Raw genomic sequence first — 22,852 nt, 5'->3', positions numbered from 1 at the left:
GGAACCGGGAGCGGTTTTCGAGACGCTCGGAGGCGTCTTCGAGGGTCTCGGCGATTACCTTCCGCCAAGCCGGGGCCACTTGATGATCTCCAGCTTAGAGACGATGGAGGCCCGCTCGCGGCGGTAGAAGCGACGCACTCGGGGCCATACGCGGTGGACCACCATGAGGTAGGCCACGAGCGCGAAGTTGAACGGCCCTAGCACCAGCGAGCCAATCAGGTGGTAGTCCTCGACCCAGTTCTCATGTGAGACCCAGAAGAGCATCGCATAGGCGGATAGTAGCCAGACCAGAGCGATGCTCAGGATGATTGTGGTGGCGTCCATAGTCTTACCTTCTTCTGTTTGAAGTCATAGTCAGAGGCCCGAAGGATGCGAGCCACGCGGGCCTGCACTAGGGCATCGTCGGCGGTGAGGCCCTTCTTCTCGAAGGTCTCGACCACGGCGTCCCAGTAGGACTTACCGAAGTCGATCCCGGTCTCGGCCAGGATCGTCTTGGCCTTCACCGGGCCGATGTTCGGGCAGCCTGGATAGCCGTCGACCACGTCGCCCGTGAGGGTCTGCATCATGTGGAAGTAGTTGGCCTCGTGGGCGTCCACCACGACGATCCCCTCGTCGCGCTTCAGTGGACTGAAGTGCCTCCCAGGTATCGTCCTCAAGTCTTTGTCGATCGAGACCACGATCTTCGGCCCCGGCACGATCTTGCTGTTCGTCGCCAGGATGCCGCAGACGTCGTCGGCTTCGAGCGTGGGGCGCAGGTAGGCGCCCTTGCTCAACAGGAAGTCACGCACCGCCTGGAGGGCGAGCGGCTTGCGCTCCTTCCGGTGCGCCTTGTATTTCGGATAGACCTTGCGGCGCCATCCGTTCTCCGAAGCGTCGCTGATCGCGAGCACGAGCTTGTCGGCCTCAAGCTCCTTCTTCAGGTTGCGGAGCTTGCGCGAGACTTCGGCGATCGCTTCGTCGGCGTCCGCGGAGACGGAGAGTTGCCCCGGCTCCCATTCGACGGTTGTTTCGGCCGCCACCGCCGCCGCATAGGCGAAGCTGTCGGCGTCAACTATTAACGTCGTCATTTTCGTTACTACTCCTTTTGCGGAGGCTTTCGGCCAAACGAACGGCGACGTCGACCGGAACCTTGAACCACTCCCCGTCCTCGCGGACGCGAAACTCTTTCAGTGTTTGGTGGATTTGGCTTTCGGCGGCGCCCGCATCCTCCACATCAACAACTATCGCATAAGAGAAACGCTTCAGAGGATCGGCGACGTTAAAGCTGGAAAGCCTATAGTTGGGATTAGCTACCGTTTTTCCAATCTTCACGAACCCGGCGTAAACCGGGTTAACCGCCACATAGATGCGCTGCCCGAAGTCTCGCTTCCGAGCCTTAACCCGCCACTCAATCTCAACTTCTCTTTTCCTCTGCCGATGTTCTGGCCGTCTGGCTCTCCAGGCGGCCGTTCGCCGATTTTTAGCCTTCTGCTCCCACAACTTCACCATCTCGTCTTCGGACAGTATTTCCCCGAGCCGAACACCTCCGACTACCATTCCCGACATAGCGGCGATCTTGTCGGCTCGGCTCAAGCGTTTCTTAATGGGTGTCTGCCCACGTCCTTCCAACACTGTAGGCTCCGTCGAGTGGGCATCGGAACCGGAGCTTCTCCCCTGCGGCAGCGATTGAGGCACGGGCTTCTTTTCCGATGATCTCGGCATAGGTCTCCTTCGTTTCGATCTGCCATTCGTCGTGGAAGTTCCCCACGAACTCACTCTCAATGGTCCAGGCGGGAACCTGGGCCATCAGCCGTTCGTCTAGGATGACTGCGGCGTGCTTCATGACGATGCCGCCTGCGGATTGCAGGACAGCATTCAGAGCGGCGTGATCCGAGCGGACGAAGAGCTTGCGCCCGTCGATCGCCAGGAGGTAGCCGCGCTTCTTCCAAGCCTTCTTGATCTCCTCGACGAGCTTGCCGAGCGCCGGCAGACCCTTGAGGAACTTCGCGCGGGACGTCTTGCCCGCGGACTTGATCTTGGCGTCGTTGCCGCGAATGCCGAGGATGAAGCCCAGCTTCCAGTCCCCTGCCCCATAGATGAAGGCATAGAACCAAACCTTCGCGATCTCGCGTCCTGAGATCATCGCGCCGTCGATAGGGTACTTGCGGACCGGATCGAGACCCAGCGCTCGGGCGTTGACCGAGTGCATGTCCGTCCCGTTTTCTTTGTTCCCTTCGAGGACGGTCTTGATGTACGCACCGCCGTCGTACTTCGCCATGTAGTGCGCGAGACAGCGCAGCTCCAAGGCGTCAGCGTCGGCGCCCACCAGCACGAGCCCGGCGCCCGCCATGAGCAACGCGCGGAACTCCTTGCCGTAGGGCTTCTTCACCGAAGGCACCTGAGACATGTTTGGCTTCGAGTGCGACATGCGGAACGTGAAGGTCCCGTTGGGATTGACCCTCCCGTGAATGCGCCCGTCCGGCCCGATGTGTTTGAACAGGGCCTCCTTGCCGTCCATGAGCTGCCCGAGGCGTTTGCCGACCAACAGGTACTCGGTCAGCAGTTTCGCCTCGGGGTAGTTGAGGATGCCGATGGTGCTCTCGTCGACCTGTGGCTTGCCAGTCGGCGTGAACTCCTTCGGCTTCCAGCCGCGCACCTTGATGAGACGGTCGGCGATGTGGTCGCGCGAGGCGGGGTTGAACACCACCACCTTCACCTTCTCAGTCGGGACGCCCTTCACGTAGCCGAGCTTCTTGTTGTTGGCCTTAGGCGTGAATGGCGTGCGTACCTCCCAGGGAGGGAACGCATTGCGGAGCTGATCCTCCAGCTCGGCGTGGCGCCGCATCAGGACACGATGCAGCTCTTGGCCCGCCTCCTGATCAAACAGGAAGCCTCGTCGCTCTTGGCGATCGAGGATCACGGCCATCTGCTGCTCGACCTGAAGGGCGTCTTCGGGGACCTTCTGTTCCCGCAGGTCGTGCCAGACCTTGACGTTCACGGCGCAGTCGCTCTCGCAACGCTCGTGCATGTATGGCGTCCATCGCGACCAGTCGGCGATGTCCGTGCCGGTCTTCTGTACGCCGACGCGATAGCCCCACGCCTCGATCGCGTGTCGGCCGATCATCTGTGCCGGCAGCTTGCCCTTCTTCTGGAGCGCGAAGTCCCGATCGCGCAGCCGATCGTTTGGCCATGCGATGCGTGAGAGTACGAGGGTGTCGATCACCTTCGCCCTGGTAGTCCAGCCAGGGTAGACCTTGCGGATCGCCGGAAGATCGTGGAGCACGATGTTGTGCCCGATGATCGCGTCGGCGTCCGCAAGCAACCGCAGCCCCTCCTCAATGGGAGCGAAGTCGGCACTATCGTCCGTGCAGGACAGGACCACCTCGGAGGTCTCTGCGTCACGGATCACGAGACTATGGAGCCGCGTGAGGTCGTCGACGAAGCCGTCGCTCTCTGTGTCGAATACGAGCTGCATTTACCCTCTCTAGGAGTGGTCAGGATCGCCCAAGCACGCGGCAGATGGCCGAGCCAGGGATCATCACTGAATGGCCGGTCTGTGCTGGCGGACCAAAGAAGCTGCCCTTTGCCAATACGGCGGTTGAGATGCCCACCAGCTTGCCGCCCGACCACACACCGCCACCGGAGTTGCCGCTGGTGATCGTGAGGTCGAGGACCACCGCGTCGGCGATCTCCTTGTCGCCATAGATCGGCGCGCTGGCGACCTTGCCCCAGGTCGTGATGCTGCGGAGGCTCATGGGATGACCATGCGCGTACACCTGCCGCCCGACAGGGGAGACCGCACAGTCGATAGCGGCCGGCTTGATGTCCTTGGTGTCGACCAACAGGACGGCGAGGTCGTAGGAGTTGACGCCCTTCCAGGCAACCTTGGCCTCCCGCTTGTCGCCGTTGGGGAACTCGACGGACACCTTGTCGAGCTTCTCGACGACGTGGTGGTTCGTGAGGACGACGCCAGGGGCAATGACGACGCCCGAGCCGTGGCTGCCTTCGTCGTTGATGGCAACATAGACAGTCGAGGCGGCGGCGCGTTGCTCGGGAGTTGGTGACGAGGACGACGTTAGCGCCGCCATCAGCATGGCGATAATACTGAGGCCCACGACCCAGCGAACAATCCTGTCCGCCGTGTGGGCGCGATCCCAGTAATCCATATTGTCTCCTGTTGCGGAGCGATTAGTGCGCGTGTTGGCGCAGCATCGGTCCGAAGTGGAACTCGATACGGGCGTTGAGCGCTTCGATCGAGCTGTCGTTGTTGATCGTGAAGTCGGCGAGCGAGGCGTCGTAGCGGTCGAACTCGTTCACCGGCTCGTGGCCTGGGCGTTTGATCTCGACCACGACGGCGCCCTTGGACTTGTAGAAGCGGCCTTGCTGGCGGCGGACGGAGCCGAAGCAGTAGCACTCGTTCGAGGCCCAGCCTCTATTCGCATTCCGGATGACCCAGTTATAGGCCATCTCGGGGATCGCATCGGGGCCGAAGACTTCCTCGATCCTGTTGCCCAGCTCGCCCAGGGCCTCGCGGACGAACATATGCCGTCCGCCAGGGAAGGCGCGCAGGGACGCCTTGCCATCCTGCGTCGACACGTCGGAGTGCGTGAGGCCCAGGTGGCGAACGGCGAAGTCCCGCAAGGGGTGCCCGTCGTCGACCGGGATCACGCCGTAGTGCTTCTGGAGGTACGCCTGCACCTCCGTCTTGCCGGCGCCAGGGGCACCGCAGAGAGCGATCAGTTTGATCACCGGTAGTACCCTCGCTTCAGCCTCCACCAAAGGGATAGGCAGAAGTTGACCAAGACCAGGAACACGCCGATCACGAGCCCCACGGCCAAGGTCCATGCCATCAAATCGTAAGGTGTCATGCCTTCACTCCCAGGCTTTCGAGTTGAGCCAACGTGTTGCCGACGTTCTCGTGCAGCACGAACTTCCCGCCCTTCGCTTCCCAGCGCCGCTTGTTGACGGCCCGGTCGTCGATCAGGATGTCGCCCGGCTTGCAGTAGTTGGGCTTCTCGTGCGTGAGGCAGGTGATGACGTGGTAGTGCGGCCCCAGGTGCTGCTCGACCCAGCGCCGCTTCTGATCCGCCACGCTCTCCCCATTGGTCTTGGGCAGAGCCGTCAGCACCGCGGTCGGGAAACCGTCCGCAGCTCGCAGGAGATGATCCGCACCGGGCATCATCTCCATGTCGCGGAAGAAGCCCCGCGAGCGATTGAGCAGCCGCCAGAACTCTTCCTGCCCATGGACGAACTCGAAGCGGTAGATGTTGCTCGTGCCCAGGACGCGCTCGGCGGCCTTGTCGAAGTCCGCGAGCACGCCGTCGAGATCGAAGTAGATCGTGGGCTTGTGGACTGTGTTGTCGACGACGAGATAAGGCGCCGGCGCCTTGAGCTGCGGCGTCTGCGCCATAAGCCACTTCACGTAACCGTCTCCTGCTGCCTCGCTCATACCGGCACCTTCGGCTTCCGCCACGACAGGGTCGCCATTCGGCTCCCTCGCTTGTTCGACTTCTTGGTCGGATGGGCGAACGTCGCCGACAGGAACTCGCCGTTGCCCATCTGGCCGACGAACACGCGAGAGCCCATCGGCCGTCCGGAGAGGCCGAACTCGATCTTCATCTCGGTCAAGAAGGACATCATCCCGGCGAACGTCGGGACGCCCTGGAAGCGCGCGTTGGCGCCACGACGGATGGACCGTCGCGTTAGTGTTGGCATCATGGGATCACCGCAGGAGTAGAGAGGCGAGCGCGATGGTGGTCACGCCCATGAAAAACTGGACCTGACGATTGCGGCCAGGATTGCGATAGGCGTTGAGCACCGTGATCCCGATTGTCCATCCGCCCCACGAGAGGAGCAGGAGCGCGAACGCGATGTTGAGGTAGTTCATATGGTCTCCTAGAAGTCTGGCTTGCTGTCGTCGGACGTCATGCCGCCGTCAGTGACGGGCATGTCGGTCTCGAAGAGCCGGCCGGTGTCTCGGTCGTAGGCCAGGGCGAAGGTCTCGCCAGTGGCGTTGCCGGTGTTGCGATCTTTAAGGATGCGGAAGGTTGTCGTGCCGCGCTCCTCGGGATCGTCGCTCTGCGTGTTGCGCTCCAGGCCGAACATGAAGTGCGACCAGTAGCCAATGGATCGAGAGCCCTTGAAGTGCCGGATCATCACGCGACCGCCCTCTTCGTGCGGCTTACCTTCCGGCGTCGACAGGTGCGACACCGCGGTCATCATGATGTTCAACTCCTTCACGAGCCCGCCCAGCTCGCCCATGATCCGCTCCAGCTCTTTGCGCTCGTCCTCCGCGCCGGCCGCGAATGCCGTGAGGTGGTCGAGGTAGAAGATGCGGATACCTTCGGCGTGCGCCATGTAGCGGATGCGCGCCTTCACCACGTCCCACTCGGTCACGCCGAAGTGGTCGTAGAAGCGGAGCCCGTCGTGAGCGTCGAGCTTGTCGAGAGCCTCGATCAGCTCGGGCTGCTCCCAGGTCCCATCGGGGATATGGAAGCGCTTGCCGGTCAGCTTGCCGGCGAGGCGCTTGCCCGTCTCCTCTGGCTGCTGCTCGAAGAAGAACACGCCTACCTTCTGGCCCAGATCGACCACGTCGAAGGTGATCTGCTGGGTCAGGAAGTCCGTCTTGCCAACGCCTGTGCCGGCACCCACGAAATACAGCTCGCCGTAGCGTCGCCCGAAGGTGTGCTTGGTGAGCGTCGGGAAGACCCACGGCAGGCCAGTCTCGGGCACCGCCAGGACGCGATCGCGGATGTCCTTGAGGGACACCACGCCGTCCGGCCGGTACTCCTTGGCGCCCCATATCGCGTCGATCACCTCGGCGCCACGGCCTGCCTTGAGCATGTCGTTGGCGTCTTTGAGAGGCAGCGCGGCGATCTTGGCGCGACCTGGGGGGAGCAACGCAGCGCATTCGCTGGCTGCTTCCTTACCGGGGTCGTCCATGTCGAACATGAAGACGACCACCTCGAAGCCGAGGAGCCAGTCGAGCGCCTTGGCGACGGACTTCTTGGCACCCTGGGCGCCGTTGGGCAGGGACACCACAGGGTACTTGTGGCCCTGTAGCTGCGACACCGACATCGCGTCGATCTCGCCCTCGGTCACGACGACCATCCTACCCTTGTCGCGCCAGAGGTGTTGGCCGAAGAGAGGCAGGGCGTCCTTGAGATTGCCGACGACGGTGAAGTCCTTGTTGGCGAAGCGGAGCTTCTGCGCCGCCACCTTGCCGGCTTCGTCGAGGTAGTTGGCGATCTGGACGGACTTGCCTTTGAACTTACCCACCTCGTACCGCCACTTCTTCGCGGTCTCCTCGGTGAGGTTGCGCTTCGGGAGCGCGGCGGTCTTTCCCTCGATCATTCCAGATCGCTTGGGGCGCCCTTTAGGAACGCCCACGCCAGCGCCATCAGCGCCAGCCAGAGTAGAAGCTGCGTATCGGGGGTCATGGTGTCCGCACGAGAAACAGTGGCCGTGCCCGTCGTCGTAGACCTTGAAGGCATCGGAGGACGGGCAGACCGGGCATCCCTCCGTGCGAATGACGCTGCTCTCGCTGTCCGCCATTAGGTCTCCAGAAAAAATGGGGGCCACCTCCGGAATGGAAGCGGCCCCTGTTGGGGAACGATTGAGACGCAGCTAGACCGCGTAGCCGACCACGTCGGAGACCGGGACGAACACCGTGGACTGCGCCACGGGGATCGGCTCCTCGCCGAGATAGCCGGGGACAGTCGTGACGGTCCGGTACAGCCAGCCGCCCGGAACGCGCAGGCGGTAGGTGTAGCCGGCGCCCTTGGGGTCGGTCGTCACCTCTTCCCACTTGTGGTTCCCGTTGCCCTTGTACGCCTGGGCGCCCTTGGGGGCCGTGCGGGTCTTGGCCGGCTTGTCGAAGCCCATCTCGGCGCCGATGGCGTTGTAGAGCTGGCGAGCGGCGGCCGGGTTGAGCCAGACACTTGCCCGCTCCCCGTCAAATTTACCGTTCGCGATGACGGAAAGGTCCCCGTCTTCATCCTTCTCGACGCGAAATGTCCCGCCGATGCCGTCTCGATTGTCGGTAATCTCTTGCATGGTCTCTCCTGTTGTCAGAGCGTGAACGCCTGGGACGCCTGGACGGCGCCGGGGGTGAACGCATACTCGGCGTAGCGTTTGCCCTTGGCGTCCTTCTTGGGCGTGGTGCTGATCCGGAAGCCGGACTTCTTCAGCTCGTCGATCCGCGACGCGAGGCGCTCGATGCCGTAGACGTGCCTCGCTTCGAGCGGCGAGATCGAGCCGTACTTGTTGAGGTGTTCGATGATCTGGTCGCGCTGGGTCATGTCAGTAGCCCCGCTTCGACATCTGCATCAGGCGCTCGTAGACGGATAGCCAGAAGGGGGAACCTTCCGGCGACTGGTCCCAACCGAAGGCGCCGAATAGTGCGTTCGCCGCGTCTTTCGCCCGCTTCTTGTCGACGTACTCCTTGGGCTCCTCTTCCACGGACTTCGGCATCTTGATCTTTACATAGTCGGCCACTGTTGGTCTCCCGTGTTGGGGTTACAGGCCGACAGAAGCGGCCCACTCTTTGACAGCGAAGCTCGGGCATTCCGTCGAGTTGATGTCGCGATGCCCAACGACTTGCGCCTCGGGGTATCGGTCCTTCCACTCGCGGACGAGCTTCTCCAACGACGCCCACTGTTCGGGCGTGAAGTTTGCTTCCGGCGTCTTGCCGTCCTCGGCGACCCCACCAGCCATGCAGACCGCAACGGAGACAGCGTTGTAGTCCGGTCCTGCATGTGCGCCGACTGCGTCGTCTGGCCTACCCTGCTCGATCACGCCATCACGGCGGATCACGCGGTTGTAGCCGACCATCAGCCAGCCTCTCGCCCGGTGCCAACGATCAATCGTGGCAGCATCGACGGGCATGTTCGGCGGGGTCGCCGAGGAGTGAATAACGATGTAGCGCGTGCTCGCGCGGTTACGGGTCATTTGAGCCACTCCGCGGGGACGGAGCCTTCGGCATACTTGAAGCCGTTCTTCTTGCACCACATGGCGTAGGTCGTGGCGCTTCGCTTCGAGATGCGTGCGTTGGGGTTGGAGAAGACGAAGCGGATGTCGAGGTCGGGGTGCTGGGCCTTGATGGTGATGTGCTTCTGCCTATCGGCGGTCACGAAGCGGCCCTTGGTCTCGACGATGATCCCGTTCGGGAGCCGGAAGTCCGGCGTGTACCGGCTCTTCTTCGCCGGCTTCTCGTAGGTGATGGTGGTGGTTTCGTAGTCGACGGGATGGCCGAGAGCTGTCTCCAGCTCCGCGGCCACTCTCTCCTCCAGTCCACTACGGAAGCCGAGCACTCGCCCGACTTCCGCCTTGGACTTAGGACGACGCCGACCCCTAGAAGTCGGTCGCGTCATCGCCGTCGTTGTCCTCGCTGTCGCTGCTGTCATCGCCAGCGTCGTCGCTGTCGTTGGACTGCATGTCGTCCTTCGTGTAGCCCTCCTCTTCCTCGCCGAAGCCGTAGTCCTTGGCCGAGCCGCCGCTGCCCTGGACAGCTTCGATGACCTTGACCGCTTCGAGGTAGAGCTTCACGCCGTAGCCGACCTTGGCGTTGATGAAGTAGGTGCCGATCGTGTACGAGACGCGCAGACGCGAGCCGCTCCACAGAGAGATCGGCTTCATCGGCTGACCCTTGGCGTCGAAGAACTTGATCGTGCGCTTCCAGGGCTTGCCGTCCTTCTTGGACTTGCCGCTCGCCGTGGTCGCGAACTTGAACTCCAGCTCGCCGGTCTCGTCGCCGTTGTCGTCGATCGCTTCCTTGTAGGGAGTGTTCTCGGGGATCGCCGCCTTGGGGTTCTTCTTCTTGGCCGCGAGCAGATCGGGGAGCTTGCGCGCCTCCTTCATCTTCTCGTCGACCTGGGCCTTGATCTTGGCGGCGTCCTCGGCCGACCAGCGCATGTTGACCTTGAACTCGCCCTCGTCCTTGAACTTGGTGTCGGGCTTGTCGAGGTAGGGGTGGAACGCGGTGCCGATCTCCGACGTAAACTTCTGCGGCTTGGGCTTCTTCTCGGCCACTACAGGGCCTCCGTCGTTGTGAGTTGATTGGTGTCGAGATTGGCCTCGATCTCAAACGGACTGAGGCCCTCGTTGAGCAGCGCCGCGGTCAGGTCGACCGGGGGCGCCGCGTCTTCGCGCAGGTAGCGCTCGAAGCGCTGGACGAGGCGGGCTTGGTAGCGGGTCACAGGGACACCGGCCTTTCGGCCTCGCGCCGCGAGTGCGACTTCTCGGCGTATATGTCGAGAAGCTCGGCGATGTCCGAGGAGTTCTGGTAGACGCGCACGTCTCCCGACGTGAGCCGCTCCAGGCTGCCGCCGATCTCGACGACCCAGCCATTGTCGACTTCGCGAATGACGAAGTTGTTTCTCGTCTGCATCACTCGTTCACCGCGTCGTGCAGGGGGCTGTAGATGCCGTAGCCGGTGCCTTCCGGTACGCCGGCTTCGATGTCCTCTTCGTAGTTCGTCGGGCCGATCAGATGCATGAGGTATTTGACCTCGTCCTCGCTGGCCTTGAGCTTGAAGTTGCCAGCCTTGGTCTTCTTGACCTTCATCTCAGAACTCCTCGCGCAGATAGCGGGCGGCGCCGGCAAACTCAGGAACCTGTTTGCCGTCCGCGCCGTGAATGAGATTGTTCGCCAGCTCCCACCCCTTGTTGGGGTTCACGCCGAACCGTCGAGCGGCCAGGAACGCGGCACAGAAGATGGCCGCGAGGCGCTGCTCGTTGGTGTCGTGCGAGGGGAGCTGAAGGGTGTCGAAGACGGCGAAGGTGGACTGCGCCGTCGCCGCCAGGGGGACGTTGTTGAGCTTGTCGAGGTTCATCGTGCGCGCCCCGTCAGCTCACGATGGAGGTGCTCGGCGCGGCGCTTGTGGGCACGAGTGATGTTCGCGTCGTTGCCCGTGAACGTGAGGTAGCTGTTCGCGCCGATCTGCATACGGCGAAGAGAGCGCAGCACGGTCTCGTACTCGGGGCCGGTCAGCTCCAGCACGATCTTCTCGACCGGCGCGGCGCCGAGTTCTCGGTTGATGACTTGCATGTTGGTCTCCGTTGTTCGGCTTGTGGGCCGCAATGGTGGTACTTTTGACCTGCAATTCCTCCCTTTGGGGAGGCATTAGGCGAAAAAGAAGTCGCTCTTCTTCACCGCTTCGAGGTCCAGGGCGCCCTTGGTGGGCACCACCGGCAGCTCACCCTTACGCTCGCCCGACAGGATCGGAGCGATGTTAGAGCGAAGGTCTTCGAGGACGTCGTGGTTCTGGTAGAGGTCCACGAACGCCTCACGCAGGCACGCCTGCATCATGCTGTAGTCCGCCGCCAGGGAGCCGAAGCTGTCATGGACGAGCGCGAACGAGTTGATCCCGTTCTCCTTCCCCAGGACGACGTACTGGCGCAGGGCCGTGCCGTCGCACGAGTGTACGAAGTTCGGGCTCACGCCCTGTTCCTGCCGCCGCTTAGAGATCGTCGGCAGCTCCTCGCGGATCATCAGCTTCACTTCGGTCCCGGCGAGCCCCAGCTTCACGCGCCGCTGGGCGGTGTCGTAGTAGGCTTGCTGGACAGGGAAGCCGTCCGGCGTCTGCCACGTCACCGGGAGACCCTCCTGGGCCACCAGCGACGCCGCCTTCTTCAGCCAGCCCATCGCCGTACGGGCCGCAATGACGACCTCACCGATGCTTTCCCACACCAGCGGGGCCAGGAAGAGAGACGCGGCGAACATGCCGTTGCTGTCGTTCCAGGCGCCGTTGGCGTCTTTCACTCGGCAGGCGAACGGATTTGGGTCTCCATCAGCCAGTCGATCGCGGATCGCATCTTCGATGAACTCTCGGGTCGAATACTGCGTGCCGCCGTAGGGTAGCACCATGACCGAGCGCTTGGTCGTCTTCCGGTTGACGCCGAACTCCAGCCAGACCTTCGCCCACTCTTGCGCGGACCGAGGAGGCACGTCCTTCGTAACCCCTCCCGAACGGGAGGCAATTAGACGCAATTTGGCTGTCACCACCTCCGCGACCTTGGCGTAGATGTCGTTTGGCTTGTCACTGGGGCACAGGTTCACCGCGCAGCCACCTACGTCGTCGCGCAGCATTGCAGAGAAGTGCTGTAGCCCGTTGCAGGTGCCGTCAGCCGAGCAGATGAACGACGACACGAAGCCGTAGCCATGCTCGATGAACTGCGCCCACTCCCGGCACCACTGAAGAAACTGCCACGGCTTGTCCGCGTCGGCCCACCAGTAGTCCGCCAGCGGGTCGGTGCCGGCGCGCTTGATCTGCTCCTCGTGAGCCTCAACCCAGGCCATACGGTCGTCGAGCGAGCCCTTGTCCTCGCCCCAAAGGTTCGCCCCTTGGATCATCAGGAAGCCAGCAGCCTCGACGTCGTTGATCGGCTTGCCCTCGGCGAACCGAAGGAGCCCCTTCATCCAGTCCGGCCCCTGGTACGAGAGCAGCGGGATCGCGTAGAGGCGTCCGCGGAAGTCGTACTGGTGCGGAAAGTAGATCGCTGGCTCGGAGGCGAACCTGCGGGCCATCTTGAGGCCCTGGTCGAGCTGGACGCGCTTCGACAGGAGCTTCACGTTGCCGGCGTAGACCATCGCCGCCGCCTTGCGCCACTCCTTGCGAGCCTCCTCGTTCGTGTCGATGTCGGCCGGCTTGGGCGGGAGATCGTCTGGCTCGCGCTTCACGACCTTGGCGATGTGGAGGTTGTTCGCCCACACCTTCTCGATCACGTCGAGCACCCACTCGTCGACCTTGTAGGCGGTCTCCTGCACCGCGTTGACCGCAGTATAGACGTCCGGCATGTCGACGTTCTCCAGCTCCGTCACGTAAGCCTTGCGGGCGTTCTTGACGAGCGTGATCGGTCTCGGGATTCGCGTGTAGTAGCCTCCGCTCGAAGGCCCAGTCCACGGCTTCGGCGGGATCACCGTGGGCCACCACTCGGGGGACACCGCGGCGTACCAGCCGGTGAACCGCTCGATCCAGTCGAGGGTCTCGGGCTTCGGCATGATGTAATACATGCGATCCCTGGAGGTGCGCCGGCTCGATGAGTGCGGGACCGTAGAGCTTGCATCGGCTAGGCTCGCGGAGCCCATGACGACACTGTGCAGCTCTACGATGCCGGTGGTCTCTATGGCGATCTCCAAGAGCTTCGAGCCGACGTTGAGGCGCTCGGTCTCGGTCATCTCGACGCGATCGACACCGGCCCTGCCGGCCATAACACCGGCCACACGCTTCCGGTGCCTGTAGCTGCCGCTGGAGGACAGCTTGCGCTCGGTGATCTTGGCCTCCTCGGGTTTCTGGCCCTCGAACGCCCGCCACATCAGCTCGTCCTCGACCATGCGGCCGATGATGATGGCGCAGCGCTGGAACGTGCGGCGCTTGGTGATGCCGGCCAGGATACCTTTCAGGGCCAGCGCGGCGCCCACCTCGGGCTCCAACAGCCGGATGAACTTGATGGCGATGGCCTTGCGGACAGGCTGACCAGCCTCGAACGGCGCGATGAACTCTCGGATGCCGTTGGCGACCGCCTCGACCTTGCCCACCATCAGGCGGGCCGAGTAGGGGGTCTCGTCTTCGGCGCCACGGCTCTTGGCCTTGGCGATCTCGGCGCGCAGTTTCTCAGCGCTGGCGCGGAACATCTCGCCTTCGAGGGCGAGCTGGCGCGCTACAGGATCGTTCACGATCTCCATAGGGTCTCCTAAGTGGAATGGGTCAGTGACCCCGGCAGCAATGGTGGTACTTTTGCCCACCACGGGACTTCGTCCGCGGGCGCTGCTAGGGTGCCTGTCGTGTGACAGATGGCGTGACAGATCGCGCCATCCGTGACAGCCGGGATGGCGGAACTGGTAGACGCATGGGGCTTAAAACCCCTGGTTTCCTTGAAACGTGAGGGTTCGAGCCCCTCTCCCGGCACCACGGCGGGAGGACTTAAAATCGCTTGATCCGAAAGGATCGTGCCGGTTCGAGTCCGGCCGGGGGCACCATAGGTGCCGAAAGCTCAGTCAACGGCGGAAACGGGAAGACTAAGCGGTTCCCTTCGGGCTTCCCCGCAGGCTCGCCAAGCGGGCGGCATCGCGGCTTGATGCGAATGCCGCGATCCTGATCGACTCCGCCATGATCGCCGCCTTCTTCTTCCCGTTCGAGTAGAAGGCGTTCTTCAGATAGGTGAGTTGTTCGTCCAGCTGCTTTCCTTTCACCGCGTCGCCCGCCGCAACGGTCGCAATGACGATCTTCATGATCTGGAAAAGCGCTTCCTCATTCTCAGTGAGGATCGCACTCGCCGCCTTCTTGCTGTCCTCTGACATGGGATCCTCGGCTGTTTGGGGGCCAAACTTCTAGCCGTCGTCCCCTGGAGGGTCTAGGAGCAGCGAAAGCGATCGGCATTCATGCCGCGCCACTAATCCCGGTAGTGACAGGCCGCCCAATGACCCGGGCGCTTCTCCTCGAGGACCGGGGAGCGCTGGCTGCAGTCGGGGCGCGCGATCGGGCAGCGGGTGTGGAAGTGGCAGCCGGACGGCGGGCGGATCGGGTTGGGCACGTCGCCTTCCAGCATGATGCGCTTGCGCTTCACCGTCGGGTCTGGGATCGGCACGGCCGAGAGCAGTGCTTCCGAATAGGGATGGATCGGCTTGTCGTAGAGTTCCGCCGCCGGCGCAATCTCGACGACGCGGCCGAGATACATCACCGCGATGCGCGTCGAGATGTGCTCCACCACGCTGAGATCGTGGGCGATGAACAGGTAGGTGAGGCCGAACTGCTCCTGCAGGTCTTCCAGCAGGTTGATGACCTGCGCCTGGATCGACACGTCGAGCGCCGAGACCGGCTCGTCGCAGATCAGCAGCTTGGGTTCGACTGCGAGCGCGCGGGCGATGCCGATGCGCTGACGCTGGCCACCCGAGAATTCGTGCGGGAAGCGGCGCATGTGGTCGGGCCGCAGTCCCACCGTCTCGAGGAGCTGCACGACGCGATCTTCCAGCGCCTGCCGCGAGTTCACCAGCTTATGGATGGTCAGCGCCTCGCCGATGATGGCGCCGATCGTGAGGCGCGGGTTCAGCGAGGCGTACGGGTCCTGGAAGATGATCTGCATGTCGCGCCGCATCGCCTGCAGCTGAGCATGGTTCATCTTCATGACATCGGCGCCCTGGAACCAGACCTCGCCCGAGCTGGGCTCAATCAGGCGCAGGATGCAGCGGCCGGTCGTCGACTTGCCGCAGCCCGATTCTCCCACGACACCCAAGGTCTCGCCGGCCTCGATGTCGAAGCTGACGCCGTCGACGGCGTGCACCTTGTCGACGACGCGCGAGAGGATGCCGCCTCGAATCGCGAAATGCTTGCGCAGGTCGCGCACCGACAGGAGCGGCTTGGCGGTATCCGCGGCCGAAGCGGCGGTCGGAGCACTCACCGGCGCGCTCACAGCACGCACCTCACGTAATGGCCGGGCCCGACTTCCTTGAGGGGCGGCACGGCCTGGGTGCAGACATCCATGGCAAACTTGCAGCGTGCGGCGAAGCGGCAACCCGGCGGCGGCTCGAGCAGGTTCGGCACGGTGCCGGCGATGGCCTCCAGTCGCTGCTTCTTCTCGGCCGAGCGATCGACACGCGGGATGGAGCGGATGAGCCCTTGCGTGTAGGGATGTCGCGGATCGCCGAACAGCGCCTCCACCGACGCCTCCTCGACGACGTTGCCGGCATACATCACCGTCACCCTCTGGCAGGTCTCGGCGACGACGCCCATCGCGTGGGTGATCAGCATGATGGCCATGCCGAACCGCTCCTTCATCTCCTGCATCAGTTCCAGGATCTGCGCCTGGATGGTGACGTCGAGGGCGGTGGTCGGCTCGTCGGCAATCAGCAGCTTGGGTTGGCAGGAAAGCGCCATGGCGATCATGACCCTCTGGCGCATGCCGCCCGAGAACTGGTGCGGATAGTCATGCACGCGGCGCTGCGGGTTGGGAATATTGACCAGCCGAAGCATCTCCGCAGCACCGGCGATCGCCTGCTTGCGCGACAGCTTCTGGTGCAGCGCGATCACCTCGGCGATCTGGTCGCCCACCGTGTAGACCGGATTGAGCGAGGTCATCGGCTCCTGGAAAATGATGGCGATCTCCTTGGCGCGGATCTTGTCCATCTCCTCCATGGAAAGCGGAATCAGGTCCCTTCCCTGCCACAGGATCTGGCCGGCCTCGAAGCGGCCGGGCGGCATATCGATCAGCTTCAGCACCGAGCGCGCGGTGACGGTCTTGCCGCAGCCCGATTCGCCCACCACGCCCAGCGTCTCGCCCCGGTCGATGTGCAGGTCGACGCCGTCGACGGCACGCACCATGCCGTCGTCGGTCTTGAACCAGGTCTTGAGACCGCGAATGTCCAGCAGAGGTTCGGCCACGCTACACCCGCCCTAGAGAACACGCCGCGGATCGAGCGCGTCGCGCAGTCCGTCGCCGATGAAATTGATCGCCAGCACGGTGATGAAGATCAGTGAGCCGGGGAACAGCGCCCAGTGCGGCGCGATGTCGAGATAGTCCTTGGCGTCGCGCAGCACGCTGCCCCAGGTCGGCACGTCGGACGGGAAGCCGAGGCCGAGGAACGACAGGGTCGATTCCGCGATGATGGCGGCGGCGATGTCGATGGTCGCGACCACGATCACCGGCCCCAGCGCGTTGGGCAGGATGTGCTGGACCACCTGGCGCAACTTCGAGGCGCCCAGCGCCCGCGCCGCCTCGACGAATTCTTTCTCGCGCAAGGAAAGGAATTGCGCGCGCACGAGGCGTGCCGCCGACATCCAGCGCGTGCCGCCGATGACGGCGACGATCAGCACGAAGGCACCGCCCTCGACGCCCAGCACGCCCTTCACCGGCTCGCGGAACAGGTAGATCACCAGCAGCAGCAGCGGCAGCTGCGGCAGCGACAGGAAGAGGTCGGTGACCCACATCAGCGCCGCATCGACCCGGCCGCTCGACATGCCGGCGATGGCGCCGACCAGCAGGCCGAAGAAGATCGCGACGACCATGGCCGCGACGCCCACCGCGATCGAGATGCGGCCGCCGTAGATCAGCCGCGCGAGCAGGTCCTGGCCGAGATCGTCGGTGCCCAGCGGATGGGCCCAGGACGGCCCCTGCAGCTTGGCCGCGAAGTCGATCTCGTTGATCGCCACCGGCCAGAGGAACGGGCCGGCCAGCACGCCGAACACGATCAGGAACAGCGCAACGGCCGAGAACAGGGCCATCTTGTGCCGCCGGAAGCGGCGCCAGGCCTCGTGCCAGGGCGAGAAGCGCTGCGCCTTGCGCGCGGCGGGCGCCGCGGCGGGAGCGCTAGCGGAAAGCGATGCGGGGGTCGAGCCAGCCATAGAGGATGTCTGCAATGAGGTTGAAGAAGACGACCAGGCAGGCCGAGACGAAGGTGACGCCCATGACGACGGGCGTGTCGTTGGAGAGCATGGAGGTGATCAGCAGCGAGCCGATGCCGGGGACGCGGAAGATCTGCTCCGTGACGACCGCACCGCTGAAGACGATGGGCATCTGCAGCGCGACCAGGGTCACGACCGGGATCAGCGCGGTGCGCACCACGTGCCGGGTGATGACCTTGCGCTCGCCGATGCCCTTGGAGCGCGCCGTGGTGACGTAATCGAGGCGGATGACGTCGAGCACCGAGGATCGCACGAAACGCACCAGCGCCGCCCCCTGGAACAACCCCAGCACCGTCACCGGCATGATCGACTGCTTGATGTGCTCCCAGTAGAACTCCCAGCCGGTCGCGCTGATGTCGGCGCGGTAGACGAAGGGCAGCCAGTCGAGCTGGATCGAGAAGACCAGGATCAGCACCAGGCCTGTGAAGAAGGTCGGCAGCGAGAAGCCGATGAAGGCGAAGGTGTTGGCGATCTGGTCGAACAGGGAATAGGGCCGGGTCGCCGCCAGAACGCCGACCGGAATGGCGATCGCAATGGCCAGGATCTGCGAGGCGCCGATGACGACCAGGGTCACGGGCAGCCGCTGCAGGATCAGCGTGCTCACGTCCATGCGGCTGACGAAGGAGAATCCCCAGTCGCCCTGCAGCAGGGCGATCAGCCAGTGCCAGTAACGCATCCAGATCGGGTCATCGAGACCGAACTTGGCGCGCAATGCGGCGCGCACCTCGGGCGGAACCGCCGGGTTTGTCGCCAATTCGTCGAACGGATCTCCCGGCGCGAGGGCCAGGAGGGCGAAGAGCACGATGCTGATCCCGAGCAGACTCGGGATCATGATCAGGAGCTTCCGGATTACGTACTGCCTGCTCACGCGATGGACCTGCAAAAAGGAAAGCCCTCCCCGCGGATGGCGGGGAGGGCGTCTTAGGACTTACGCGTCCTTGAACCAGTCGCTGAGGTCCGAGGTGTTATTGTCCCAGCCGCTGATCTGGGCGTTGAGCTTCGCCGTCATCGCCGAGACCGTCGGTCGCTGCACGATGCCCATCACGATCTGATTCTGGATGGCGAGGTCGTTCAACTTGATGAACAACGCAGCCCGTTTGACGGGATCGAGTTCCGCTTCGGTCTCGCGGTAGAGCTTGTCGGCCTCGGGGCTCTGCCAGCGGGTGATGTTGCGGCCCTGCCACTTGTTGGCCTTGGTGGCCGCCTCCGTCGAGACGAACTGCAGCATGTGCGTGCCCGGGTCGGGCTGGCCCATGGTCGTCGTGTACATCTCGAGGTCGGTGTAGAACTTCGTGTAGGTGTCCGGATTGGCCACGTCGGACGAGAAGAAGACCGATGCCGTCACCGATTTCAGCTCGATGTCGATACCGGCCTTCTGGGCCGCCTGCTTGATGATCGCCTGCGTCTTCTGGCGGGGCTGGTTGATCGAGGTCTGGTAGACGAACTTCAGCTTCTTGCCGTCCTTGGCGCGGATGCCGTCGGCGCCCTTCTTCCAGCCGGCCTTCTCGAGGATGTCGTTGGCCTTGTCGACGTTGAACTCGATCGGATTGTTCTTCGAATCGAAGCGCGGCGGACCATAGAGGAAGTTGCGGGTCGCCGGACCGGTGCGGCCGTAGATGTGATCCTGGATCGACTTGTTGTCGACCAGGAGCGCAATCGCCTTGCGCACTTCGGGATCGCTGAGCGTCGGGTGCTTGGTCTTCAGGCTCGACCGCTCGCCGTCGACTTCCGTCCACGGGTCGGTCGTGTTCATGAGCAGGAACTCGATGTTGCCGCCCGGCGTGACCGAGACCTTGCCCTTGCCACCCTTCTCCAGGCGCGTGAGGATCTCGTCCTCGACCTGCAGGTTCCAGGCGAAATCGAACTCGCCGGTCTGCAGCACGGCGCGCGCCGCCGAGACGGCATCGCCACCGCCCTTCATTTCGACCGAGTCAAAATAGGGCTTGTTGGCCTGGTGGTAGTTCGGGTTTGCGACACCCGTGACCAGATCGCCCGGCTTGAAATCCTTGAACATGTAGGGGCCGGTGCCGACCGGCTTCAGGTTGGTGGGGGCGTCGCGCGACTTGGCGCCGATGAAGTCCGCGAACAGGTGCTTCGGGATCAGCATGCCGCGCGTGCCGACGAAGGCATCGGCCCAGAACGGCGTCGCCTTCTTGAACTTCACCTTGACGGTGTACTGGTCGACCTTTTCGACCATCACGTCCTGGTAGGACGCGATCGTGTAGGCCGCCGTCGCCGGATCCTTGGCATATTCCCAGTTGAACACGACGTCGTCGGCCGTGAAGGGCTTGCCGTCGTGCCAGGTGACGCCCTGCTTCAGCTTCCAGGTCACCGACAGGCCGTCGGCGGAAAGCCCGCCATTCTCCTTGGTCGGGATCTCGGCCGCCAGCTTGGGCTTCAGATTGCCCTCGCCATCCCACGCCGCCAGCGGCTCGTAGAACAGGCGCGAACCGTCCTGGTCCTTGGTGCCGACCGCGAAGTGCGGGTTAAGGAGCGTCGGACCCTGCCACCACAGCAGCTTCAGCGGGCCGCCGCCGCCCCGCTTGGTCGGCTTGTAGGTCGAGGGGCTCTGCGCCATCGCCACGCCGGAATGCATGAGGATCTGGCCCGCGGCCGGCGCGCCGATGCCCACGGCCATCATCGCCTGCACGAAACCACGTCGCGAAAGCTTCCCGGCCTTCACCTTGCCGATGAGGCCACGCAGTTCACGTTCGTTCATTTCAATACTCCCAAGATCGATGCCCTTCCCGGTGCCGCCCTCGCTATGCTGCAAGATGCGTGCAATCCTCAATCGTTACAGGCTGTAACGCTGCAGTCAACGACAGCACTTGCTCCGGGGGGGACATTGGATGGCTTGGATATCTCTTTTCCTGGCGGGACTTTGCGAAATCGGCTGGCCCGTGGGGCTGAAGCTCGGCTGGACGGACGAGGGAATCCGGCCTGGATGGCTCCTCTTCGCCGCAGTTGCCATCGTCGTGAGCGGGGCGCTGCTTATGTGGGCACAACGCACCATCCCGATGGGCACTGCCTACGCAATCTGGACTGGTATCGGTGCCGTGGGCGCCTTCACGGTGGGCATCCTCGCGTTCGGCGATACCGCCTCGACGATCCGAATCGTCTCGATCGCGCTCATCGTGGCCGGCATCGTCGGCCTCAAGCTCGCCTGAGGAGACACACGATGAGGATGAAGGGCAAGGTGGCGCTGGTGACCGGCGCGGCAAGCGGTATGGGTGCAGCCACCGCGCGCCTTTTCGCCCGCGAGGGTGCAAGGGCCGTGATCGTGGCGGACGTGCTCGACACGGACGGCGAGGCGGTCGTCGCGGAGATCAGCAAGGCCGGCGGCACGGCGACCTATATGCATCTCGACGTCACAAAGGAAGAGGAGTGGCAGGCCGCCGTCGACGGGACGGTCGCCTCCCATGGCGGTCTCAACGTGCTGGTGAACAACGCCGGCATCTCGGGGTCGGCGGCCGAGGATCTCTACGACACGGCACTGTGGCACAGGTTGATGGACATCAACTCGACCGGCGTCTTCCTCGGCATGAAGTACGGCATCGCCGCCATCCGCAAGACCGGCGGCCCGGGCTCGGTGATCAACCTGTCGTCGATCTCGGGCATCGTCGGCCAGTCCTACATCCATGTCGGCTATAACGCTTCCAAGGGAGCCGTTCGGCTGATGACCAAGGCTGCTGCAGCGCAGCATGGCCGGGAAGGCATCCGCGTGAACTCGGTGCATCCGGGGCTGATGCCGCCGATGCGCACGTCGGGCCGCACCGCCGATCCGGTGGAGCGCGCCAAGACCCTGAAGGGCGTACCGCTCGGCCGCGCCGGAGAGGTCGACGAAGTGGCCAATGCCATCCTGTTCCTGGCGTCGGACGAATCCTCCTACGTCACCGGCGCCGAGCTGGTGGTCGACGGCGGCTGGACGGCGGTCTGACATGGCGGATGACCGCATGACCGTCGCGCCCTGGAAGGTGCTCGCATCGAAGTATAATTACCGCGACCGCTGGCTGGCGCTGCGTTCCGACACGGTCGAGCTGCCAAACGGCCGCGTGCTCACGCCTTTCCACGTCATCGAGCAACCCGACTGGGTCACCGCCCTTGCGATCACCCACGACGGCAACATCGTCCTGGTCGAGGAGTATCGGCACGGTGCGAAAGAGATCGTGATCGAGCTGCCGTGCGGCGTCCAGGACGGGCCGGGCGAGCCGGTCGAACAGGCCAAGCGCGAGCTGCTGGAAGAGACCGGCTTCGCCAGCGAGGAATGGCACCCTCTCGGGGCTTTCTTCGCCAATGCGCCGCGGCTCGACAACCGCGTGTACTGTTTCGTGGCTCTGGATGCGCGCAAGGTCTCCGAGCCCCGACTCGATGACGGCGAGGTCATCGTGACGCACGAAGTGCCCTTTCCTGCCTTCCTCGAAGAACTGCGCGACGGGCGCCGCACCCTGCACGGTTTCCAGAGCGGCGCGATGTGGCTACTGCACACTTTCGCGCGCAAGACGCGGGACAAGCGGCTGACGGCACTGTTGGATTAGCTACCGCCGCAAATCGCGCAGCCGTCCCGCGACGGCGCAGACCATGAAGCCGCCAATCAGCGAGATATGCTCCATGGCGACGCGAAAGTGCGGCGTCCGGGCGGGTTCCTCCATCGTCCAGAAGGGATGGGCGAGCACGATGGCAACCACGAGAAAGCCGCTCAGGATACCGCAGCCCAGCCACAGCCATCGATCCAGCAGGATCAGCAGAGAGCCGATCAAAAGCGTGGCGATCAGCACGACGTTGAGGAAGCCGGCCGGCTCCAGGCCCAGCGTCTTGAGTTCGGCGACGCTGTGCTGGAAGCCGATCAGATGCGCCAGACCCGCGCTCCAGAAGACGAAGGTCAACACCAGCCGGGCCAGGAACCAGCCGATGCCGCTGTCCAGGAATGCCGCGATGACGCGCGGCATGCCATTACGTTCCATATGGTTTCTCCCCCGAGAAGATGCCGCCGGACCATAAAGCGACACGCTGTCCCCTTCCACCCCGCCTCCTTTCATGCGTAATTCAGTCATGATTCGCAAACGACCCGACCGGGGCTGGCGCGCGGCGGCTTTCGCTGTGGCGCTGTTTGCGATCACGCTCAACTTCCTCCAGCCGCTGGCCCACGCCGTCCTGATGCGCGATGGCGGGCCCGAAGCCGCGGCACGCACCTGGGGCGTCTTCTGCCTGCCCTCAGCCGGCGAAGACGGCGCGCAGGCACCCGGCCAGCCGGCGGGCAAGATCCACGAATGCTGCATGGGCCTCGCGCATGCGCCGGTCCTGAGCGAACCATCCGCCACCGCCTTCCTGCTCGTCGAGCCTGTTGCCGAGACGATCGTCTTTGCGGCGAACGACGAGGCGCTGGCCCCCGTCGGCATCCGCGACGGGCCCCACCGACCGCGCGGTCCACCCTCTCCCGTCTGACGCCTGAACCCGCGACGCGCCTCGCCGTGCGTCGCG

The 22,852-nt window shown here is 63.9% G+C and carries 33 protein-coding genes and 1 tRNA gene; 5 read left to right on the top strand and 29 right to left on the bottom strand.

The window, feature by feature from the left end; all coding sequences use genetic code 11:
* Positions 1-54: 54 nt before the first annotated feature.
* From EPO41_RS03945 to EPO41_RS03840, 22 genes are all read right to left on the bottom strand, one after another.
* Positions 55-324 (bottom strand): hypothetical protein, encoded by a 270-nt coding sequence (locus EPO41_RS03945; RefSeq protein WP_296320722.1) that lies wholly within the window; start codon positions 322-324, stop codon positions 55-57.
* Complete coding sequence (locus EPO41_RS03940) at positions 300-1,067, bottom strand: hypothetical protein (protein ID WP_296320719.1); 768 nt, start codon at positions 1,065-1,067, stop codon at positions 300-302. The genes EPO41_RS03945 and EPO41_RS03940 overlap by 25 nt, the downstream gene beginning before the upstream one ends.
* Complete coding sequence (locus EPO41_RS03935; protein WP_296320716.1) at positions 1,048-1,572, bottom strand: GIY-YIG nuclease family protein; 525 nt, start codon at positions 1,570-1,572, stop codon at positions 1,048-1,050. The genes EPO41_RS03940 and EPO41_RS03935 overlap by 20 nt, the downstream gene beginning before the upstream one ends.
* Before the next feature lie 7 nt (positions 1,573-1,579).
* Positions 1,580-3,454 carry a DNA polymerase gene (locus tag EPO41_RS03930; RefSeq protein ID WP_296320713.1) on the bottom strand — a complete coding sequence of 625 codons (1,875 nt, stop codon included), beginning with the start codon at positions 3,452-3,454 and terminating at the stop codon, positions 1,580-1,582.
* A 19-nt stretch (positions 3,455-3,473) separates the two neighbouring features.
* Positions 3,474-4,145: a serine protease gene (locus EPO41_RS03925; protein WP_296320711.1), complete on the bottom strand. Its 672-nt coding sequence runs from the start codon at positions 4,143-4,145 to the stop codon at positions 3,474-3,476.
* A gap of 22 nt (positions 4,146-4,167) precedes the next feature.
* Positions 4,168-4,728 (bottom strand): hypothetical protein, encoded by a 561-nt coding sequence (locus EPO41_RS03920; protein ID WP_296320708.1) that lies wholly within the window; start codon positions 4,726-4,728, stop codon positions 4,168-4,170.
* Positions 4,729-4,843: 115 nt separating this feature from the next.
* Complete coding sequence (locus tag EPO41_RS03915) at positions 4,844-5,401, bottom strand: hypothetical protein (protein ID WP_296320705.1); 558 nt, start codon at positions 5,399-5,401, stop codon at positions 4,844-4,846.
* A gap of 23 nt (positions 5,402-5,424) precedes the next feature.
* The gene (locus tag EPO41_RS03910; protein ID WP_296320702.1) at positions 5,425-5,619 is read right to left on the bottom strand and encodes a hypothetical protein; all 195 of its coding nucleotides are present in this window, start codon (positions 5,617-5,619) and stop codon (positions 5,425-5,427) included.
* Positions 5,620-5,701: 82 nt separating this feature from the next.
* Complete coding sequence (locus EPO41_RS03905; protein WP_296320699.1) at positions 5,702-5,866, bottom strand: hypothetical protein; 165 nt, start codon at positions 5,864-5,866, stop codon at positions 5,702-5,704.
* An 8-nt stretch (positions 5,867-5,874) separates the two neighbouring features.
* Positions 5,875-7,332 (bottom strand): DnaB-like helicase C-terminal domain-containing protein, encoded by a 1,458-nt coding sequence (locus tag EPO41_RS03900; protein ID WP_296320695.1) that lies wholly within the window; start codon positions 7,330-7,332, stop codon positions 5,875-5,877.
* Positions 7,333-7,605: 273 nt separating this feature from the next.
* A complete protein-coding gene (locus tag EPO41_RS03895) occupies positions 7,606-8,034 on the bottom strand; it encodes a hypothetical protein (RefSeq protein ID WP_296320693.1) in 429 nt (142 codons plus the stop codon).
* Positions 8,035-8,048: 14 nt separating this feature from the next.
* Complete coding sequence (locus EPO41_RS03890) at positions 8,049-8,279, bottom strand: helix-turn-helix domain-containing protein (protein WP_296320690.1); 231 nt, start codon at positions 8,277-8,279, stop codon at positions 8,049-8,051.
* Between the two features lies 1 nt (position 8,280).
* Entirely contained in the window at positions 8,281-8,475 is a 195-nt protein-coding gene (locus EPO41_RS03885; protein ID WP_296320687.1) for a hypothetical protein, read from the bottom strand.
* 21 nt (positions 8,476-8,496) lie between these two features.
* Positions 8,497-8,928: an N-acetylmuramoyl-L-alanine amidase gene (locus EPO41_RS03880; protein ID WP_296320684.1), complete on the bottom strand. Its 432-nt coding sequence runs from the start codon at positions 8,926-8,928 to the stop codon at positions 8,497-8,499.
* Positions 8,925-9,257, bottom strand: a complete 333-nt coding sequence (locus EPO41_RS03875; RefSeq protein WP_296320678.1) for an endodeoxyribonuclease — start codon at positions 9,255-9,257, stop codon at positions 8,925-8,927. Before EPO41_RS03875 ends, EPO41_RS03880 begins: the two co-directional genes overlap by 4 nt.
* A 73-nt stretch (positions 9,258-9,330) precedes the next feature.
* Entirely contained in the window at positions 9,331-10,008 is a 678-nt protein-coding gene (locus tag EPO41_RS03870) for a hypothetical protein (RefSeq protein WP_296320676.1), read from the bottom strand.
* Positions 10,008-10,175 (bottom strand): hypothetical protein, encoded by a 168-nt coding sequence (locus EPO41_RS03865; RefSeq protein ID WP_296320673.1) that lies wholly within the window; start codon positions 10,173-10,175, stop codon positions 10,008-10,010. Before EPO41_RS03865 ends, EPO41_RS03870 begins: the two co-directional genes overlap by 1 nt.
* Positions 10,172-10,366, bottom strand: a complete 195-nt coding sequence (locus tag EPO41_RS03860) for a hypothetical protein (RefSeq protein WP_296320671.1) — start codon at positions 10,364-10,366, stop codon at positions 10,172-10,174. The genes EPO41_RS03865 and EPO41_RS03860 overlap by 4 nt, the downstream gene beginning before the upstream one ends.
* Positions 10,366-10,542, bottom strand: a complete 177-nt coding sequence (locus EPO41_RS03855; protein WP_296320669.1) for a hypothetical protein — start codon at positions 10,540-10,542, stop codon at positions 10,366-10,368. The genes EPO41_RS03860 and EPO41_RS03855 overlap by 1 nt, the downstream gene beginning before the upstream one ends.
* 1 nt (position 10,543) lies before the next feature.
* A complete protein-coding gene (locus EPO41_RS03850) occupies positions 10,544-10,810 on the bottom strand; it encodes a hypothetical protein (protein WP_296320666.1) in 267 nt (88 codons plus the stop codon).
* Positions 10,807-11,025, bottom strand: a complete 219-nt coding sequence (locus EPO41_RS03845) for a hypothetical protein (protein ID WP_296320664.1) — start codon at positions 11,023-11,025, stop codon at positions 10,807-10,809. Before EPO41_RS03845 ends, EPO41_RS03850 begins: the two co-directional genes overlap by 4 nt.
* A 75-nt stretch (positions 11,026-11,100) precedes the next feature.
* Positions 11,101-13,662: a DNA-directed RNA polymerase gene (locus tag EPO41_RS03840; protein WP_296320661.1), complete on the bottom strand. Its 2,562-nt coding sequence runs from the start codon at positions 13,660-13,662 to the stop codon at positions 11,101-11,103.
* Between the two features lie 138 nt (positions 13,663-13,800).
* On the opposite strand from EPO41_RS03840, the gene EPO41_RS03835 reads away from it, so the two are divergent.
* Positions 13,801-13,888: transfer RNA gene (locus EPO41_RS03835), tRNA-Leu, on the top strand.
* 107 nt (positions 13,889-13,995) lie between these two features.
* On the opposite strand, the gene EPO41_RS03830 is transcribed toward EPO41_RS03835, so the two are convergent.
* From EPO41_RS03830 to EPO41_RS03805, 6 genes are all read right to left on the bottom strand, one after another.
* Entirely contained in the window at positions 13,996-14,277 is a 282-nt protein-coding gene (locus EPO41_RS03830) for a hypothetical protein (protein ID WP_296320659.1), read from the bottom strand.
* A 92-nt stretch (positions 14,278-14,369) separates the two neighbouring features.
* Entirely contained in the window at positions 14,370-15,374 is a 1,005-nt protein-coding gene (locus EPO41_RS03825) for a dipeptide ABC transporter ATP-binding protein (protein WP_296320657.1), read from the bottom strand.
* A gap of 8 nt (positions 15,375-15,382) precedes the next feature.
* On the bottom strand, positions 15,383-16,294 hold the full coding sequence (locus EPO41_RS03820) for an ABC transporter ATP-binding protein (protein WP_296321169.1): 912 nt from the start codon (positions 16,292-16,294) through the stop codon (positions 15,383-15,385).
* Positions 16,295-16,366: 72 nt separating this feature from the next.
* A complete protein-coding gene (locus EPO41_RS03815; protein ID WP_296320655.1) occupies positions 16,367-17,314 on the bottom strand; it encodes an ABC transporter permease in 948 nt (315 codons plus the stop codon).
* Entirely contained in the window at positions 17,280-18,242 is a 963-nt protein-coding gene (locus tag EPO41_RS03810) for an ABC transporter permease (protein ID WP_296320653.1), read from the bottom strand. The genes EPO41_RS03815 and EPO41_RS03810 overlap by 35 nt, the downstream gene beginning before the upstream one ends.
* A 60-nt stretch (positions 18,243-18,302) precedes the next feature.
* A complete protein-coding gene (locus EPO41_RS03805; protein ID WP_296320650.1) occupies positions 18,303-20,093 on the bottom strand; it encodes a peptide ABC transporter substrate-binding protein in 1,791 nt (596 codons plus the stop codon).
* A 130-nt stretch (positions 20,094-20,223) separates the two neighbouring features.
* Here EPO41_RS03805 and EPO41_RS03800 point away from each other — a divergent pair, with 130 nt between their 5' ends.
* From EPO41_RS03800 to EPO41_RS03790, 3 genes are read left to right on the top strand one after another with little or no spacing between them, the layout of a single operon-like run.
* The gene (locus EPO41_RS03800) at positions 20,224-20,541 is read left to right on the top strand and encodes a multidrug efflux SMR transporter (RefSeq protein WP_295141141.1); all 318 of its coding nucleotides are present in this window, start codon (positions 20,224-20,226) and stop codon (positions 20,539-20,541) included.
* 11 nt (positions 20,542-20,552) lie between these two features.
* Positions 20,553-21,311, top strand: a complete 759-nt coding sequence (locus EPO41_RS03795) for a glucose 1-dehydrogenase (RefSeq protein WP_296320645.1) — start codon at positions 20,553-20,555, stop codon at positions 21,309-21,311.
* A gap of 16 nt (positions 21,312-21,327) precedes the next feature.
* Entirely contained in the window at positions 21,328-21,909 is a 582-nt protein-coding gene (locus EPO41_RS03790; RefSeq protein WP_296320642.1) for an NUDIX hydrolase, read from the top strand.
* Here the strand turns inward: EPO41_RS03790 and EPO41_RS03785 are convergent, their stop codons facing one another.
* Positions 21,910-22,335, bottom strand: a complete 426-nt coding sequence (locus EPO41_RS03785; protein WP_296320638.1) for a DoxX family protein — start codon at positions 22,333-22,335, stop codon at positions 21,910-21,912. It abuts the gene before it with no gap.
* Between the two features lie 88 nt (positions 22,336-22,423).
* On the opposite strand from EPO41_RS03785, the gene EPO41_RS03780 reads away from it, so the two are divergent.
* Positions 22,424-22,816 carry a DUF2946 family protein gene (locus tag EPO41_RS03780; RefSeq protein ID WP_296320635.1) on the top strand — a complete coding sequence of 131 codons (393 nt, stop codon included), beginning with the start codon at positions 22,424-22,426 and terminating at the stop codon, positions 22,814-22,816.
* Positions 22,817-22,852: the final 36 nt, after the last annotated feature.

This window comes from Reyranella sp. (assembly GCF_004297265.1).
Taxonomy (GTDB): Bacteria; Pseudomonadota; Alphaproteobacteria; order Reyranellales; family Reyranellaceae; genus Reyranella.
Note: the sequence above shows the minus strand (reverse complement) of the source record. Positions and strands in the feature narration are given on the sequence as shown.